This is a genomic window from Vibrio sp. 14G-20 (genome assembly GCF_026241515.1).
Classification (GTDB): domain Bacteria; phylum Pseudomonadota; class Gammaproteobacteria; order Enterobacterales; family Vibrionaceae; genus Vibrio.
This window is the reverse complement of sequence record NZ_JAPHPW010000003.1, coordinates 236298-254107: the sequence shown is the minus strand read 5'-3', so window position 1 is coordinate 254107 and position 17810 is coordinate 236298. Positions and strand designations below refer to the sequence as shown.

Below are 17810 nucleotides of genomic sequence, written 5' to 3'. Positions count from 1 at the left end.
GTGAATCAAGCAGGGATAGAACCAAGATGAAGATTGTAGGATGTTAAAGGCATTAGTTGTCGATGATGAACTTTTTGCTCGCGAAGAGCTGATTGAGCTACTGACTGAAACCGGTGAAGTAGAAATCATTGGCCAAGCGAGTAACGCGATCGAAGGACTGAAACAGATCAATCTGCTCAAGCCTGATGTGGTGTATTTGGATATCCAAATGCCGCAGGTTACCGGGATTGAACTGTTAAGCATGCTTGACCCAGACACCATGCCTTACGTGGTATTCGTCACTGCCTACGACCAATATGCGATTCAAGCATTTGAAGATAACGCTTTTGATTACCTACTTAAGCCAGTCGAGCCTTGTCGATTAAACAAGAGTGTTTGTCGCCTGAATAAAGTCATCAAACAAAATCAGAAAGCGCCAGAACAGAACATCTCAGCGATTGCTCCTTGTCACTTAGAGCAAATCCCGTGTATTGGTCATAACCGCATTGTGATCATGGCGAGCCAAACGGTCGAGTGCGCTTATTCCGATATCAGTGGTGTGCATGTTCGTAGCTCATCGCAAACCGCGACCTCACAGTTAACGCTAAAGATTTTGGAAGAAAAAACCGATTTGATCCGCTGTCATCGACAATATTTGATCAACATAAAATCGATCCAAGAGATCAAACTGCTAGAGAATGGATTAGCGGAGATCATCACACTGACTGGTTTTGAAGTGCCTGTCAGCCGCCGCTACCTCAAGACACTGAAAGAGCTATTCGGTCTCCAGTAACCCGTTCGAAACTCGACAACCGGCTCCAATGCACGATCAAAAAAGCCAACGCATCAACGTTGGCTTCCTGCTGTTTACAAATCAATAGTGTTTACAAATCGATAGTGTTTGCGAATCGATAGAGTTACGAATCGATCTTGTCACACATCAATAGTGATTAGTCGACTTGCTTAATCTGCAGCTCTTTCGGTACTTCGAAGAACATGTTCTCTTCACGACCTTGAATCTCTTCAACCTCGGTAGCACCCAGCTCACGAATACGATCTAAGATTTGGTTTACCAACTCTTCAGGAGCAGAAGCACCGGCTGTTACACCGATTTTCTTTTTACCTTCAACCCACTCTGTTTGAATGTCTTCAGGACAGTCCGTTAGGTAGCCTGGCGTGCCTAGCTTCTCAGCAAGCTCTTTTAGACGATTCGAGTTAGATGAGTTCTTAGAACCAACAACAATCACTACATCAACGTCATTCGCCATCTCACGCACTGCGTCTTGACGGTTTTGAGTTGCGTAACAGATGTCGTCTTTGCGTGGGCCTTGAATCTCAGGGAACACTCGACGTAGCTCTTCAATCACATCAGCTGTTTCATCAACTGATAGAGTAGTTTGGCTAACGTAGTGCAGGTTACTCGGATCATTCACCACTAGGTTTTGCACGTCCTCAGGTCTCTCAACCAAGTACATACCACCAGTTTGGCTAGCGTACTGACCCATAGTGCCTTCAACTTCAGGGTGACCTGCGTGACCAATCAGTACCACTTCCATATGTTTGCGGCTCGCACGAGCAACTTCCATATGTACTTTGGTTACCAATGGGCATGTTGCATCAAATACCGTGAGTTCACGCTCTTTCGCTTCTTTACGAACCGCTTGAGAGACACCGTGAGCAGAGAAGATCACAATGTTGTCGTCTGGCACTTCACTCAGTTCTTCGACAAAAATAGCACCACGCTGCTTGAGCCCCTCAACAACAAAGCGGTTGTGCACCACTTCATGGCGAACATAGATCGGTGGCTGATACATTTCCAGTGCGCGTTCTACGATGCTGATCGCACGGTCGACACCGGCACAAAAGCCACGAGGGTTAGCTAACATTATTTTCATTTCATTGCTCATCATTTACCGCGGTACTAAGGTTGTTTCTATAGAGTTCGCCGTCAGCGAGGTTCGCATTCTACAGTGAAGCGCCTAGACAGTGAAGCTCTGGGTGACATCACAGCTGTAAGGCGATGTTATTCTACTGTTAAGATAGTGATTAACAGCTAAGATAGTTAATCCACCGCTAAAATAGTTAGTCCACTGCTAAGATGTTGACGTCAAACGTAACGTCTTGGCCTGCTAATGGATGATTAAAATCAACCGTCACTGAATCACCCGCGATCTCAGTGATAATACCTGGAATTTCCATACCATCAGGACCTGAGAAAGCCATAATAGTGCCAACTTCGACTTCAGAATCGCCAACAAACTTAGCACGATCCATATGATGGATATGATCTGGATTTGGCATACCAAAGGCGTCTTGCGCCTTCAATTCGATAGACTTTTCAGTCCCTGTTTCAAGACCAATCAGGCACTGTTCAAAGTTTTCGCTTAGGCTACCATCACCCATAACGAACTTAGCGGGTTTACCCATATTTTCGGTGCTATCGGCAACTGAACCATCCTTCATTTTAATCGTAAAATGTAGAGTTACTGCTGAATCATTTTTAATTGCTGCCACGTTACTTTCCTTAGATTTCTTTATTATTTGAGGATGCGCTGTGCTTTGCTTCCTTGTTGACTGAAGCATAAAAAAAAGCGCCGTCGGAATCAACCGACAGCGCTTAGGGCTATTCTATTCTGTGAGTCATAGACTGACTTTAGGGCAATCTATTTAAAAGCGATTTACTTAATACTCATTAATGCCTGAGTAGCCTATTTGCTTTCATCTTTCTTGCGAAAGCCATCTAAGATGATCATCGCAGCACCGATACAGATCCCCATATCCGCTAAGTTAAACGCAGGCCAATGGTAAGTACCCCAGTAGAAATCTAAGTAATCGACAACAAAGCCGTGTACTACTCGGTCAAATACGTTACCAACAGCGCCACCAATGATGATCGCATAAGCAATGTTATTCCACTTCTCTGCCGCAGGTAGTTTACTCATCCAGTATGTCAGCATGCCAGTTACCGCAAAGGCGATACCAGTAAACAACCAACGTTGCCAGCCACTCTGATCGCTCAGAAAGCTAAATGCTGCACCATAGTTATGGACATACAAAAAGTTAAAGAATGGTAACACCTCAATACGGTTTGCCCAGCCATAACCCATATTGTCCATAACGAATAGTTTGATGCCAATATCTGCAAGGAAGACCAACAGAGCCAGCCATAACCAACGCACACCAGATTGTTTTAACGAAACTTCACTCATTTCTATTCCTAGTATCTACTCAGTCAAATCATCTCATTATCCACTCTCAAGAATGAACACGAGAAGTCAGCTTGGTTAAACACATTTCCTATAATTAAAAATAACCCCAGTTGATACTGGGGCTATGATTTTTACAAAAAGTTCAGTCTTTCTCTGAGTCGTTATGCGAACTTACGCACTTCGCCTTCACCGTCGATGTTCGACACACAACGACCACAAATTTTCTCGTGACCTTCGATTGTGCCTACATCTGGAGTGTGGTGCCAGCAACGGTCACACTTCTCAGCTTCAGTTGCTGCAACTTCAACGTATAGGCCTGCAACGTCTGTCGCTTGAGCTGTATCAGACTTATCGCTAAGCGGCTTAACAACAGCAGCAGAGGTGATAAGTACGAAACGTAGCTCATCTTCTAGCTTGTTGATTTTAGCAGCCAGTGCGTCGTCAGCGTATAGAGTCACTTCAGCCTGCAATGCACCACCGATCGTTTTCTCTTTACGAGCATCTTCAAGAAGCTTGTTCACTGCGCCACGAACTGACTGGATTTCAGTCCAGAATTCGTTGCTTAGCTCTTCGTCATCAGCAAGACCAAATAGGCCTTCGAACCACTCGCCAGTGAATACAAACGTGTCGCGTTCGCCAGGCATCTCGTTCCAGATTTCATCTGCAGTGAACGACATGATAGGCGCCATCCAACGAACTAGAGCTTCTACAATGTAGTAAAGCGCCGTTTGACAGCTACGTTGAGCATGGCTGCCCTGTTTCGCTGTGTACTGACGGTCTTTAATTACGTCTAGGTAGAAAGAACCCATTTCGATAGAACAGAACTGCATTAGACGTTGAGTCACACCGTGAGTGTTGTACTCACCGTATGCTTTAACAATCTCTTCTTGTGCAGCTTGAGCACGGCCAACAGCCCAGCGATCAAGTGCTACCATTTCTTCAGCAGGTACTAGGTCAGTTTCAGGATTGAAACCGTTCAAGTTAGCTAGGAAGAAACGAGCCGTGTTACGAATACGACGGTATGCATCAGCTGAACGCTTAAGGATCTCGTCAGAAACCGCAACTTCGTTAGTGTAATCCGTAGAAGCAACCCATAGACGTAGAATATCTGCGCCTAGCTTGTTGGTTACATCTTTAGGAGCAACAACGTTACCGATAGATTTAGACATCTTACGGCCGTTGCCATCAACCACGAAACCGTGCGTTAGCACTTGCTTGTATGGTGCTTCGTCTTTCATCGCGATAGATGAAATCAAAGATGACTGGAACCAGCCACGGTGTTGGTCAGAACCTTCAAGGTAAAGATCTGCACTGTGCGTTCTTTCTTCATTAGGGAAGTTGTACTCTTCACGAGAATCCACAACAGAGAAGTGCGTTACACCTGAGTCGAACCATACGTCTAGCGTATCAAGTACTTTCTCGTACTTGTCAGCGTCTTCAGCACCCATCAGTTCAGCAGCATCTACATCCCACCAAGCTTGAATGCCTTTTTCTTCCACAAGCTTCGCTACTTTTTCAATAAGAGCTGGGCTATCTGGGTGAAGTTCTGATGTTTCTTTATGAACGAACAGAGCAATTGGCACACCCCAAGTACGTTGACGAGAGATACACCACTCAGGGCGACCTTCGATCATACCTTCGATACGGCTTTGACCCCACTCCGGCATCCACTCAACATTCTTCGTTGACTCTAGTGCTTTTGCACGTAGGCCAGCTTGATCCATAGAAATGAACCATTGTGGTGTTGCACGGAAGATGATTGGAGTTTTATGTCTCCAACAATGTGGGTAGCTGTGCTCGTAAGCGTGGTGATGCAGAAGTGCACCTTTCTCTTTTAGAACTTCTAAAACAGAATCGTTCGCTTTGAATACGTGCTGACCAGCAAATAGCTCAGTATCTGGCAGGTAAACGCCGTTTGAGCCTACTGGGTTAGCGATTTCTAGGTTGTACTTCTTACCAACCACGAAATCCTCTTGACCGTGACCAGGTGCAGTGTGAACCACACCAGTACCTGAATCCGTTGTAACGTGGTCACCAAGAACAGCTGGAACAGTAAAGTCGTAGAACGGGTGGTTGAACTGAGAAAGCTCAAGATCAGCACCAGTCGCAAAACCAAGGTTGTGGAAACGCTCGATACCCGCACGATCCATTACGTCTTTTGCTAGTTCAGAAGCAACAATAATACGTTGAGCAGGCTGTTCGCCATTCGCTTCAACTTGGATCAATACGTATTCAAGATCATCACGTAGACATACTGCGCGGTTAGCAGGCAGAGTCCATGGTGTTGTTGTCCAGATAACGATAGAGATTTCGCCTTGACCAGCGTGGCCTTCCGCTAGAGTAAATTTCTCTAGTAGAGCCGCTTCGTCAGCTGCTGTAAATTTCACATCGATAGATGGAGAAACTTTATCTTTGTATTCAACTTCAGCTTCAGCCAGAGCAGAACCACAGTCAGTACACCAGTGAACTGGTTTGAAACCTTTAAGAAGGTGACCTTTGTCTGCGATCTTGCCTAGAGAACGAATGATGTTCGCTTCTGTGCCGAAATCCATAGTGCGGTAAGGTTTGTCCCACTCGCCCATGATACCAAGACGTTTGAAGCTCTCTTTCTGACCTTCAACTTGGCCCGCAGCGTACTTACGACACTCTTCGCGGAATTCAGCAGCCGAAATCTTCTGACCAGGCTTACCTTTCTTTTTCTCAACCATCAACTCGATTGGAAGACCGTGACAGTCCCAACCAGGGATGTACGGTGCATCAAAACCAGAAAGGGTCTTAGATTTAATAATAATGTCTTTAAGAATCTTGTTCAGCGCGTGGCCAATGTGAATGTCGCCGTTCGCGTATGGAGGGCCGTCATGCAGCACGAAAGATTTTTTGCCTTTCTTTGCCTTACGGATTTCACCGTAAAGGTCTTCTTTGTACCAACGCTTAAGCATTTCTGGTTCACGATTTGCCAGATTGCCGCGCATTGGGAACCCTGTTTCTGGTAAGTTCAGGGTATCTTTATAATCACTCATCGATTCTTAATTCCGTTATATTGGGCGAAGTTAGACATTATGTTAATCGGTGGAATCATCCGACTAATTCTTTAGCTGAAGCAGCCACACCCTTGCGGCTTCAGCATCCAATTCTATTTGATTCTTTAAAGCGTCGAACGATTCAAATTTTATCTCGTCGCGCAGTTTGTGCAAAAGTCGTACTTCTAACTGTTTACCATATAAATTGGCTTTAAAGTCAAAAAAATGCACTTCTAATTGCTGCCTTACCCCATTAACTGTTGGTCGTTGTCCAATATTAGCAACGCCACCGACAGGAACACCGTCGATATCCAATGCTTCAACAACATACACTCCCGATACAGGAGAAACACAACGCTTTAATGGAATATTAGCGGTAGGGAAACCGATAGTTCTCCCTAGTTTTCGACCATGGGACACTCGACCACTAATACTGTAATCACGTCCTAACATGGTAGCACTTGCAGCCAGGTCATCGACCGCTAATGCGTTTCTTATTTCAGTACTGCTTACTCGTAATTGGTTTAAGCAATAGCTTTGGGTGCTTACCACCTCAAAACCATATTTTTCGCCCGCGTCTTTAAGCATAGCGAAATTGCCTGTACGGCCTTTGCCAAAGCAAAAATCGTCACCAACAACCAAAAACTTCACGCCAAGCTTATCAACCAAAAGATCCTTAATGAATGCTTCCGCGGATAAACTAGCAAAATACTGATTAAAATTAACACACAATAAACGACTGATATCTAGCTTGCTCAGCTGCACATATTTATCTCGTAAGCGAGTTAAACGTGCTGGCGCTTTACCTTTGGCAAACAACTCCATAGGTTGCGGTTCAAACGTCATGACAACAGAAGGAAGCCCTAATGCTGCAGCTTGTTTAGAAACCTGACTCAGAACCTCTTGATGCCCTAAATGAACACCATCGAAGTTACCTATGGTTAATACACAGCCATAATGCTGTGCTTTAATATTGTGTATACCTCGGATCAGTTCCATTGTGATCAGCTAAAACCTGTTATTTGCATCATTTATTGTGTGAAACCGACGGATTATATACTAATCAATATTAATCTGTCGCTGCTTTTAAATGTTTTACTCGGATACCTAAAACCAGTATCGACACAATATAAGCAAAGGCGCCAAGTGCGATCAAGCCTGTTAGTGTCAGTGCTCTCTGACTGAAACCCCATTCCAGCCACTGTTGCATATTATCCAACTGCCATAAAATGGCTGCGACCATCACTACACCAGAGGCAAGCAACTTGGCACTAAACAACAAGGTTGTCTTAGTTAATTGATAGACACCCGCAAGATGTAAACCCCGATACAGCAAGGCCATATTCACAAAGGCAGACAAGGCCGTTGCGATTGCCAAACCAACATAACCATAGAAATAAGCGAAGATTGCGTTGAACACCATGTTAGTCACCATCGCAATGATGCCGTACTTCACCGGTGTTTTGGTGTCTTGACGAGAGTAATAGCCGGGAGCCAATACTTTAATAAGCATGAAATTCAGCAAGCCTGAAGCGTACGCCACTAAAGACATGGAAGCCTGATTAACATCATGGGGAGAAAACTCACCACGCATAAACAGCACCATCAGCATCGGTTTTGCTAACACAATAAGACCGAACATCGCAGGAATACCTAACAGCAGTACCATGCGCACTCCCCAATCCATGGTGTGAGCAAACCCTTCACCTTCAGAATCAACGTGTTTACGAGATAAAGCAGGAAGAATAACCGTCGCAATCGCGATACCGAATAACCCTAGTGGAAATTCAAGCAATCGATCTGAGTAGTACAACCAACTGATAGAGCCTGTCGCGAGGAAACTAGCAATGAAGGTATCAAACAGTAAGTTGATTTGGCTGACCGATACACCAAAAAGAGCAGGGATCATTAGTGTGCGGATCTTAACCACACCCGGATCTCTCCAGCCCCACTTAGGTTTAACCAACACACCCGCTTTTATTAAGAACGGCATTTGGAAAAGGAATTGGACTAATCCACCGAGAAACACACCGATAGCTAATCCAATTTCCGGTTGCTCTAAATTAGGAGAGATAAACCATGCTGCGCCAATGATCATCACATTCAAGAACACAGGTGTAAAAGAAGAGACGGCAAACTTACCTAATGTATTGAGAATCGCACCAGATAAAGCAACAAAGGTGATAAACCATAAATAAGGGAAGGTAATCTTGAGCATAAAGCTCGCAAGTTCAAATTTTGGAGCTGCTGGTCCGTCATTCAGCCAGTCGATAAACCAACCGGCACCAAACATCGCAGTGATCACACCGGAGCCCAATACCCCAATAACGGTCACTATAGACACTAAAACCCCGAGCGTACCCGACACCTTAGCAATTAAATCTCGTGTCTTATCTTTGTCACCTGCAGCGTGATATTCTGTTAGTACCGGTACAAACGCTTGAGAAAAAGCACCTTCTGCAAAAAGTCGACGTAAGAAATTAGGGATTTTATTAGCGAAGAAAAATACGTCGGCACTCGCTCCTGCCCCCATCAAATTTGCTACTACTACATCACGTACTAGCCCCAATACACGGGAAACAAAAGTCATTGCACTGACAATCAGGCCTGACTTTAATAGTCTTTTACTCACAGAAACCTCTGACACTGGTTGATTACTTTCAAGCGAGGATAAATACTATCCTGTCCTAAGAAGCATATTTATTAGCATTGGTCTAAAAATGCTGTTAGAATCCCCGCCATCTTAACCGCGATGACCTTTCCATACCAAAGTTTGTTTGGCTACGATTGGTTTTTGCACAAATCATTTGACAATTAAGCGCTAATGAGGGATAGTCCTCGCCCTTAAATTGTCACCGAACTAAGTTTTTGGGAGTTAGACCCTTGGCAAACAGTAAATCTGCTAAGAAGCGCGCTATCCAAGCTGAGAAACGTCGCCAGCACAATGCTAGCCGTCGTTCTATGATGCGCACTTACATGAAAAAGACTATCGCAGCTATCGCAGCTGGTGATAAAGAAGCTGCAACTGCTGCTCTTGTAGAAGTTACACCACTTCTAGACCGTATGGCGACTAAAGGCCTTATTCATAAGAATAAAGCTGCACGTCATAAGTCTCGTTTCGCTGCTGCAATCAAAGCTCTTTAATAGAAATTTGATTACAACGTAAAACGAAAAAAACCGGCCTTGGCCGGTTTTTTTATATCTAAATTTTGAGTAACGCTTTATTTTACGTGCTAACAGCCTATTTCTCTTACCGATAAACAGTTAAGCAGATAAATAAATCAGGAAAACAAGTAGAGAAGAAAATTGGTACGTAGATAGGTAGATAAACATTAACGTTCAACGTGAAATACTAACACTTCCTTGTGTCATTCTATCGCTGATAAGAAATTCCCCTCCCACCAGCAATAAGCTACTTGCAGTAAATACCATGTAGTAGGTTAATCATCGCTTTTACTTCTTCACTACTCAATGTGTAATACACAGTTTGAGCTTCTTTGCGAGTTTCGACCAAACCATCTCTTCTCAACCAAGCAAGATGTTGAGATAAAGCAGACTGACTCAGTTCCAACTTGCCACACAACTCCCCAACCGACAGTTCAGTACCATGTAATAGGCACAAAATTTGTAAGCGACGCTCGTTAGCCATAGCTTTGAGTAGAATCACAGCTTGTGCTGAGTTCTTCTCCATCTCTTTTAAGTTCATAGTTTGGCTCCCTACAACCTTCACGCCAACTACGGGCTATCAATATTTTCGGCATACGGTGGAGCTATGATAATCGATATCAATTCATTAACAAACTAACTCATTCGAACAATTTGCTAAAATCTGCGTCACATACGTTTTTTACTGCTGGATGTTGGATCATCCTCTCAGCAAATATGACGTAGTACTCCTCTTTTAACTCCTCAATACCACCTAATAGTTGCAGTGATGTATCTTCTTCAACTTCAGACATATAAAGCGTCGGTGCTAAGAATATTGCGTCATGATGATAACGAGCAAAAGCCTTCATCAATGCGGCATCATCAAACTCACCTAAAATATCTGTCTTAAGTCCTTGTCTATCAAACCACTGCAGTACTTTACGCCCCATTGAGGTTCGGCTACCAGGAATCAAAAGCTTTCTTTGTTCTAATACTGCAGGAAAGTTAACGCCCTCAACCTTGCCTGAACTGAAAAAGCTCATGCCACTCTCACCCAGCTTCTTACTAAACAAGCCAGGGCTTTGACTAGAGTCCACCGGACAGTCAGACAAGATCATATCGAGCTTATGTTGAGATAGTTGCTCAAGTAACATTTCGTGAGTCGATTCAAAACAGCGAAGGTGGATACTGTTATCTTCAGGGATCGTCGACATCAGTATCTTACTGACAAGCCTTTTAGACAACGCATCCGCGACACCAACATCAAACAGAATATTGGAGTGCTGGCTGTAATTCACGATATCCAACATCTCGTAACTCAGGCCAAACATACGATCGGCATATTTAAATACCAGCTGCCCAAGTTCTGTAGGCTCAACACTGCGGCCATTACGCTTGGTCAACTTGCCATCCATGCGCTCTTCTAAAGCTTTTATCTGACCAGTTACTGTTTGCGGTGTTAGAAATAGGGCTTCTGCAGCTTTAGTAACAGAGCCTTGCTTGCAAACCATCCAGAAGTAATACAGATGGTTGTAGTTGAGGTGCGACATAGATGTGCCGTAATAAAAGAGTAGATACCCTTTTATATCAAATATGACACCTCCACTCAACAAACTCGGAAAAACCTAACAAAGACCATCCTTACAACTTGTTTTTTCGAAGTGTCTGATTTCATAATGTAATATTTCAGCGATTATTTTCAATTTTTTTCTAACTTTTAAGATCTATATCACCGTTCCCAAACCAAGTTTAAAATCAATAAAAACAGACAGTTAATAACACCTCGTTTCAAGGGTTAATATTTAAAGAGCAAATCATCACAAAAAAGTCTCACCTCAACCAAAATGTAATATTACTGAAATATTTGTTCTCTAACATCACGCTCAGATTAAACAAACAGACCAAACACAGACTTAAACGGTCCAATGGAGAAAACATTATGAACCAAGCTACTACTGCAGCAGCGCCTATCTCGAGCACAACTCGTTGGCTACGCTGGGCTAACTTGGCATTCATGCTTTACCTACTATTACTTTCAGTTTCAATGGTTGGTACAGGCTTCAAATGGGCAACAGGCGAGCAAGCAAAGGTTCTTTTCGAATTTGCTTCACACCCAGTTGCAGGCTTAATGATTGGTTTAGTAGCAACAGCGCTTATTCAATCATCAAGTACAGTTACTTCAATTATCGTTGGCCTTGTGGCAGGTGGTTTACCTGTTGAGCTAGCAATCCCTATGATCATGGGTGCAAACATTGGTACTACGGTAACCAATACGCTAGTTAGTCTTGGTCATGTTCGTTGTAAAGAAGAGTTCAAGCGTGCATTCGCAAGTGCGACCATTCACGACTTCTTTAACCTATTAGCCGTTGCTATCTTCCTACCACTAGAGATGGCGTTTGGTATTCTAGAGAAGATTTCTCACTGGTTAGTATCTCCAATGCTAGCAACAGGTGATATGAGCATGGGTGGTCTTAACTTCATCAAGCCAATCACTAAACCTGTAGTCAGTGCGATTAAAGAGCCACTATCAACATTTGGCGACACTGTTGGCGGCATCATGCTTATCGTTCTTGGTATCGCGACTATCTTTGTAGCTATCACAGTAATGGGTAAGCTAATGAAGAGCCTAATGGTTGGCCGTGCTCGTGAGATTCTAAAGAACGCAATCGGTCGTGGTCCAATCCACGGTATCGCTTCTGGCTCTATCGTTACTATCCTTGTTCAGTCTTCTTCAACGACAACAAGCTTAATGGTTCCGCTAGTAGGTTCAGGTGTTCTTAAAGTACGTGACGTTTACCCATTCACTCTGGGCGCAAACATCGGTACATGTATTACCGCTCTACTTGCAGCAACCGCAGTATCTGGTGAGTTCGCAGTATTCGCACTACAGATTGCTCTAGTACACTTGGTGTTCAACATCATGGCAACGGTATTCATCTTCGGTATCCCGTTCCTACGTGAACTACCAGTTAAAGCTTCTGACATCATTTCTGACATGGCTGTGAAGAACAAAGCTGTAGTAGCTGGTTACCTTGTTGCGGTATTCCTTGTACTGCCTGGTAGCGTGTTAGCTCTTACTGCTTAACAGAAAACAAACATCGCTTATAGCAAAGCCCGCAGCCTCCTAGGTTGCGGGCTTTTTCTTTTCTGTACTGCAGATACGGGATGCGAGTATCAAAAAGAAGATGCGAGATACGGGTAAACGAGTAACGAAAATCCCGTTATCTGATTATTTGTATTTGATATCTAATTACCTCATATACTCAAATCTAAACACGCTCTTCGTAAACCGCATCTCATATACTCGTATCTAAACAACCTATTTGCACCTCGAACCTTGTTTCCTCGAATCTATATACCTCTGTCATTTCCTACAGCGAGGTATGATCGTGATCGGGAATCTCACAAACACACCACGAATGAGATTCCTACTCCTTCCTCCGTCAGTCTAGGGAATGACGACCTAAAGGGCAGATTCGAGGTGCGTGTAAGCGAGTAGCGAAGATAAATGCAGATGCGGGTTGAGAGTAAACGAGCAACATAAAGCACCACACAGCATATAATTTTTGCTCTTCGCATCTCGAATCTCGATTACTAATCACTGCAATTTAGATACAAAAAAGGCTGCACAGAGGCAGCCTTTCAATCAAACAAAGCAAATTAGATTACACCGAGAATGGGTACTTAATCGCTTCGTGGCATTCGTAGCCTTCAACCCAGAAGTCATCCATCGTCACCCACGTTTCCAAATCTTCTAAAGACTTAATCTCAGGATTGATATGGAATGTTGGCCCTGCTAAAGGCTCACGCTTCAACTGGATATCTCGCATAGGTGCGAGTTGATCTTCGTAGATATGAGCATTAACCAGCTTGTGGTAAGCCACACCCGCTTTCTTACCAGTGATTTGCGCCATGATTGCTAGGAACACATACACTTGAACCATGTTGAAGTTCAGACCTAATGGAACATCACAAGAGCGCTGAGTACTGTTTAGGTACAAAGTGTCACCAAGTAGAGAGAAGTGGTGGCTGTACATACACGGACGTAAACAACCCATGTGGAACTCACCTGGGTTATAGAAGTTTAAGATCTCGCCACGGTCATCAATACCGTTCGTTAGATCATCAACAATCTTCTTCAGTTGGTCGATATGACCGCCATCAGGTTTCGCCCATGCACGTCCTTGAACGCCGTAAACACGTCCCATGTCGTCTTCACCCTTGCGGTAAGGGTTATTCAGCCATGCTTCGTTCAGGTTAGAGTTTGCATCCCAAGTTTTAGTGCCTAGTTTGCGGAAGTCTTCAGCATTATCGTAACCACGGATATAGCCAAGCAGTTCAGCAACCGCCGCTTTCCAGAAGCTCTTGCGTGTTGTTACTAGAGGGAACTGGTTATTACCAACATCATATTCCAGGTCAGCATTGATCACAGTTAGGCAGCGCTTGCCCGTACGTTCATTTTCAATCCAAGTACCGTCATCAACGATACGCTGACAGAGATCTAAATACTGTTTCACACCAATTCCTTACTTCGTTTGTTGTGGTAATTCGTCTTTGTAGTGACCGCGTTTGTATGCCCAAACCATCATCAGCACACCGATGATAACCATTGGCAGTGACAGGATTTGTCCCATCGAGATAAATCCACCGAACAAACCAAGGTGAGCATCTGGTTCACGTACGTATTCTACTAAGAAGCGGAATGTACCATATCCTGCTAGGAATAACCCTGACACAGAACCAAGAGGACGCGGCTTTTTAATAAACCAGTTCAAGATGAAGAACAGTACAATCCCCTCAAGCGCCATTTCATAAAGTTGAGATGGGTGACGAGGAAGTGGACCACCATTAGGGAACACGATAGCCCATGGCACGTCAGTCACACGGCCCCAAAGCTCGCTGTTCATGAAGTTACCTAAACGACCCATGCCCAAACCAAATGGAACCAATGGTGCGATCATGTCTGCGACACCAAAGAAGGTTCGACCGTTCTTTTTCGCATACCAAAACATGGCAGTAATAACACCAAGCAAACCACCGTGGAAAGACATACCACCCGTCCATACCTTAAAGAGGTAAAGAGGGTCGGCTAGGAAAAGGTCAAAGTTATAGAACAGTACGTAGCCAATACGACCACCCAGCACCACACCTAGAAAGCCTGCAAACAGCAAGTCTGATACTTGCTCTCGGGTCCAACCACTATCGGGTTGATCTGCTCGGCGATTTGCTAGCCAAAGAGCAAACATAAAGCCAACAAGATACATTAAGCCGTACCAGCGAACTGAAATTGGTCCTAGTTCAATAAGAACAGGATCGATATTTGGGAATTCGATAAAACCCTGAGACATACTTGGCTCTCTATCTAAATTGAATAACGGTCAGCTCAGCAGCTGACAGACAAGACACTACAGCAGCATTGTCGCTGCTATAAACATTAAAAATACCGCAAAAAATTTCTTCAGCACAGAGGTAGGCAGTTGAGTGGCCAGTTTCGCCCCCACTCGAGTAGTTAGGACTGAAGTACAAGATATTGCAATCAAAGCAGGAAGATAAACATAGCCCAAGCTAAATGCAGGCAGATCATCGACAGAAGAACCATGCCAGATGAAACCGAGCATTCCCGAGATCGCAATAACACAACCACACACCGATGATGAGCCAACCGCTTTGCGCATTTCCACACCGTGATGGTTAAGGAAAGGCACCGATAATGACCCACCACCAATACCCGCTAAGCTTGATACCAAACCAATACCGCCACCACACAACACGGTTTTAGCTGAACCCGGCATCGATTTTTGGCTCTTAGAACGAATCGACAACAGCATTTGCAACGCCAATACCAAGACAATCACACCGAAGACTTTTGGTAGATATTGAGCTGGGATCACATCGGCCACGAAAGAACCGAGGAAGCCACCGATCACTACACCTGGCATCAACCATTTAACGACAAATATCTCTACGTTACCCAATTTTAAGTGATTAATCGCAGACGATCCTGACGTAACTATAATGGTTGATAACGAAGTCGCCAATGCCATCTGCATCGCAAATTCTTGAGGAATACCCGCTTTAGGGAGCAAAAAAAGTAAGGCTGGAACCACCAGCAAACCACCACCAATGCCCAGCAAACCCGCTAAAACACCAACAACAGCACCAAGGCCTGCCAACAAGCCAATGAGTTCGTATGACACGTTAAATCCTATTTTTTACCCGCTCGAATGAAGCCTGTAAATTCACGCTCTTCGAAATAGTTGAGCATCATACTATAGATGTCACTTCCATATGGTTTTGATAGCGCCTCATTTGCCAAATCTTGCAGTTCACTAAGCTTAGATTGACGAATCAAATATTTGGTTCTAGCCACATTCGAGGTATTCATACTTAACGTTTCGTACCCTAGCCCAATCAACAGTAATGCGCCCATAGGATCACCGGCTAGCTCTCCACAAATACACACAGGTAATTGATATTGCTTACATGTATCATGAATTTGTTTTAATGCCATGATCACCGCAGGGTGCATGGATTCATAGACATCAGATACGCGGGAATTGTTCCGGTCAACCGCCAATAAATATTGGGTTAAGTCATTGGTACCCACAGAAACAAAATCGACCTTGTCTGCGATTAACGGCAGCAAATACAGCATTGATGGCACTTCAATCATGATACCAATGCGTGGCATACGCACTCGGTTGTCGAGTTCATGCACTTCGTCGTAGGCTTGCTCTATAAGCTGAACCGCATCATCCAGCTCTTGAGCACCCGAAATCATCGGTAATAGGATACTTAAATTCTGACTATCACAGCTCGCACGCAGCATAGCGCGTAACTGAATAATAAAGATGTCAGGATGATCAAGGGTAAAACGAATGCCACGCCAACCAAGGAATGGATTGTCTTCTTCTATTGGGAAGTAAGGTAACGCCTTATCTCCACCAATATCCAGCGTACGCATCACCACTTGTTTCTCAGGGTAACTTGCCAACACAGAACGATACTGCTTGAACTGTTCGTCTTCTGACGGGAACCTTTGTTGTAACAAGAAAGAGATTTCTGTTCGATACAGCCCTACTCCATCAACGCCTTGGTTGATAGCGATGTTAGTGTCTGCACTTAAACCCGCATTAAGCAGAATCTCGACTTGCTTGTCGTCTTGGGTTTTTGCCGGAAGGTACAGCTCGCGATTGACCATAGAGGAGAGCTCACTCTCTTCTAGAATTAGCCCTCGATACTCTTTGAGCAGGCTTTTAGTCGGCTCAATAAAGATCTCACCGCTATACCCATCAACAATCGCTCGCTTACCATTAGCTTGAGCTAAGTTAAGATTTACCCCCATGACGGAAGGTATGCCAAGCGCTCGAGATAAAATCGCTGCGTGCGAGTTTGCTGCCCCTTCCAAAGAAATAACCGCCAAGAGCTTTTCTTTGGGAATAGACGCTAATACCGAAGCGGTTAACTCACGAACCACTAGAATAATCGGCTTATCTAACGTGCGGAGTTCATGTTCAGAGTTGTGGAGGAAATACAGCAGCCTTTGTCCGAGCTCTCGGATGTCTTGTGCTCTCTCACGAAGGTATACGTCCGACATACGAGCAAAGCGGTTCGAATAGCTCTCTACAACCTGTCTTAGTGCCCAATCGGCTTTATCGCCTTTCTGGATTTGGCTCTTTAGATCCTTACGCAACATAGGATCGTTGAGTAAGTGAGTAAACAGGTCAAAGATCGCCAACGCGTCTTTATTGATTTCGCTATCTAAGCGCTTTCGCATACGCTTAAAGTCATTGAGGGCGTTTTCAACCGCTACCGCCAACAACTCATGCTCTCTCTCTACATTGAGCGTCGAAGCAGGATAAACATCGGTAAGTTCAGGCTGAGTGTTGTCCCACCATAAGTCACCAATCGCCACGCCCGATGAAGCTGCAATACCTTTAGTCGCAGGTAGCTTCTGTTGCTCTAACAGCCAATGGCCTTGAGTTTGGGCGTGCGCCACAATAACCGCAAGTTGCGCTGAGAGCGTGACAAGGAAAGATTCTTCCATCTCACTGAATAAACGCGGGGTCTTCTGTTGAATGACCAATACACCGAGCACTTGCTTGCGGTGGATAATCGGAGTACCGAGAAAAGAGTGATAGACGTTTTCTCCAAGCTCTGGAAAAAACTTATAAGCAGGGTGAGCAGACGCTTGTGCAAGGTTGATAGGTTCAGCACTTCTTTTAACAAGGCCAACCAGACCTTCGTCAAAACCAATGTGAATGCTATTGCCTTTGAAGATCAGGCCTTGAGTTGCCATCAACTCAAGGCGCTGCATATCATTATTTGCCAAATACACGGTGCAACATTCCGTCTGCATCGCACTGCATGTCTCTTTAACCAAAATATCAAGAGCCGTCGACACATCTTCAACTCTTGATACGTGTTCAACTATTTCCCTTAGTTGACTGAGCAT

Annotated in this window: 15 protein-coding genes; 3 read left to right on the top strand and 12 right to left on the bottom strand. The window is 44.3% G+C overall.

Translation table 11 applies throughout. The annotated features are described in order from the left end of the window. The first annotated feature begins 40 nt into the window (after window positions 1-40). Window positions 41-772 (top strand): two-component system response regulator BtsR, encoded by a 732-nt coding sequence (btsR, locus tag OQJ75_RS04230; protein ID WP_265971169.1) that lies wholly within the window; start codon window positions 41-43, stop codon window positions 770-772. A 157-nt stretch (window positions 773-929) separates the two neighbouring features. Here btsR and ispH read toward each other — a convergent pair whose 3' ends face one another. From ispH to murJ, 6 genes are all read right to left on the bottom strand, one after another. Further along, window positions 930-1886, bottom strand: a complete 957-nt coding sequence (gene ispH / locus OQJ75_RS04225) for a 4-hydroxy-3-methylbut-2-enyl diphosphate reductase (RefSeq protein WP_265971167.1) — start codon at window positions 1884-1886, stop codon at window positions 930-932. A gap of 175 nt (window positions 1887-2061) precedes the next feature. Continuing rightward, the gene (gene fkpB / locus OQJ75_RS04220; RefSeq protein ID WP_012603277.1) at window positions 2062-2493 is read right to left on the bottom strand and encodes an FKBP-type peptidyl-prolyl cis-trans isomerase; all 432 of its coding nucleotides are present in this window, start codon (window positions 2491-2493) and stop codon (window positions 2062-2064) included. A 194-nt stretch (window positions 2494-2687) separates the two neighbouring features. Next, window positions 2688-3188, bottom strand: a complete 501-nt coding sequence (gene lspA / locus OQJ75_RS04215; protein ID WP_004735054.1) for a signal peptidase II — start codon at window positions 3186-3188, stop codon at window positions 2688-2690. Between the two features lie 161 nt (window positions 3189-3349). Beyond that, window positions 3350-6208, bottom strand: a complete 2859-nt coding sequence (ileS, locus tag OQJ75_RS04210; protein ID WP_265971163.1) for an isoleucine--tRNA ligase — start codon at window positions 6206-6208, stop codon at window positions 3350-3352. A 63-nt stretch (window positions 6209-6271) separates the two neighbouring features. Then, window positions 6272-7207, bottom strand: coding sequence for a bifunctional riboflavin kinase/FAD synthetase (ribF, locus tag OQJ75_RS04205; RefSeq protein WP_265971162.1), 936 nt, complete (start codon window positions 7205-7207; stop codon window positions 6272-6274). Window positions 7208-7277: 70 nt separating this feature from the next. Then, window positions 7278-8840 carry a murein biosynthesis integral membrane protein MurJ gene (gene murJ / locus OQJ75_RS04200; RefSeq protein WP_323054450.1) on the bottom strand — a complete coding sequence of 521 codons (1563 nt, stop codon included), beginning with the start codon at window positions 8838-8840 and terminating at the stop codon, window positions 7278-7280. Between the two features lie 251 nt (window positions 8841-9091). Between murJ and rpsT the strand changes: the two genes are divergently transcribed. Next, window positions 9092-9352 carry a 30S ribosomal protein S20 gene (gene rpsT, locus OQJ75_RS04195; RefSeq protein WP_004739529.1) on the top strand — a complete coding sequence of 87 codons (261 nt, stop codon included), beginning with the start codon at window positions 9092-9094 and terminating at the stop codon, window positions 9350-9352. A 268-nt stretch (window positions 9353-9620) separates the two neighbouring features. On the opposite strand, the gene OQJ75_RS04190 is transcribed toward rpsT, so the two are convergent. Next, on the bottom strand, window positions 9621-9914 hold the full coding sequence (locus OQJ75_RS04190; protein WP_004735028.1) for an ArsR/SmtB family transcription factor: 294 nt from the start codon (window positions 9912-9914) through the stop codon (window positions 9621-9623). A gap of 100 nt (window positions 9915-10014) precedes the next feature. Beyond that, entirely contained in the window at window positions 10015-10905 is an 891-nt protein-coding gene (gene nhaR / locus OQJ75_RS04185; RefSeq protein ID WP_248374055.1) for a transcriptional activator NhaR, read from the bottom strand. 389 nt (window positions 10906-11294) lie between these two features. Here nhaR and OQJ75_RS04180 point away from each other — a divergent pair, with 389 nt between their 5' ends. Next, window positions 11295-12440, top strand: coding sequence for a Na/Pi symporter (locus OQJ75_RS04180; RefSeq protein ID WP_265971153.1), 1146 nt, complete (start codon window positions 11295-11297; stop codon window positions 12438-12440). A gap of 580 nt (window positions 12441-13020) precedes the next feature. Here the strand turns inward: OQJ75_RS04180 and OQJ75_RS04175 are convergent. Genes OQJ75_RS04175 through ptsP form a run of 4 tightly spaced genes read right to left on the bottom strand, consistent with a single transcriptional unit; the run spans window position 13021 to window position 17810 of the window. Further along, the gene (locus OQJ75_RS04175; RefSeq protein WP_017056122.1) at window positions 13021-13872 is read right to left on the bottom strand and encodes a thymidylate synthase; all 852 of its coding nucleotides are present in this window, start codon (window positions 13870-13872) and stop codon (window positions 13021-13023) included. A 9-nt stretch (window positions 13873-13881) separates the two neighbouring features. Next, window positions 13882-14703 carry a prolipoprotein diacylglyceryl transferase gene (lgt, locus tag OQJ75_RS04170; RefSeq protein WP_010434825.1) on the bottom strand — a complete coding sequence of 274 codons (822 nt, stop codon included), beginning with the start codon at window positions 14701-14703 and terminating at the stop codon, window positions 13882-13884. 57 nt (window positions 14704-14760) lie between these two features. Next, a complete protein-coding gene (locus OQJ75_RS04165; RefSeq protein ID WP_265971148.1) occupies window positions 14761-15552 on the bottom strand; it encodes a sulfite exporter TauE/SafE family protein in 792 nt (263 codons plus the stop codon). An 8-nt stretch (window positions 15553-15560) separates the two neighbouring features. Continuing rightward, the gene (ptsP, locus tag OQJ75_RS04160) at window positions 15561-17810 is read right to left on the bottom strand and encodes a phosphoenolpyruvate--protein phosphotransferase (RefSeq protein WP_265971146.1); all 2250 of its coding nucleotides are present in this window, start codon (window positions 17808-17810) and stop codon (window positions 15561-15563) included.

Bases quoted from the DNA above. Each gene is read 5' to 3' on its own strand.
- btsR (WP_265971169.1), top strand. From the start codon at position 41: ATGTTAAAGGCATTAGTTGTCGATGATGAACTTTTTGCTCGCGAAGAG.
- ispH (WP_265971167.1), bottom strand. From the start codon at position 1,886: ATGAGCAATGAAATGAAAATAATGTTAGCTAACCCTCGTGGCTTTTGT.
- lspA (WP_004735054.1), bottom strand. From the start codon at position 3,188: ATGAGTGAAGTTTCGTTAAAACAATCTGGTGTGCGTTGGTTATGGCTG.
- ileS (WP_265971163.1), bottom strand. From the start codon at position 6,208: ATGAGTGATTATAAAGATACCCTGAACTTACCAGAAACAGGGTTCCCA.
- ribF (WP_265971162.1), bottom strand. From the start codon at position 7,207: ATGGAACTGATCCGAGGTATACACAATATTAAAGCACAGCATTATGGC.
- OQJ75_RS04190 (WP_004735028.1), bottom strand. From the start codon at position 9,914: ATGAACTTAAAAGAGATGGAGAAGAACTCAGCACAAGCTGTGATTCTA.
- nhaR (WP_248374055.1), bottom strand. From the start codon at position 10,905: ATGTCGCACCTCAACTACAACCATCTGTATTACTTCTGGATGGTTTGC.
- OQJ75_RS04180 (WP_265971153.1), top strand. From the start codon at position 11,295: ATGAACCAAGCTACTACTGCAGCAGCGCCTATCTCGAGCACAACTCGT.
- lgt (WP_010434825.1), bottom strand. From the start codon at position 14,703: ATGTCTCAGGGTTTTATCGAATTCCCAAATATCGATCCTGTTCTTATT.
- ptsP (WP_265971146.1), bottom strand. From the start codon at position 17,810: ATGCTCAGTCAACTAAGGGAAATAGTTGAACACGTATCAAGAGTTGAA.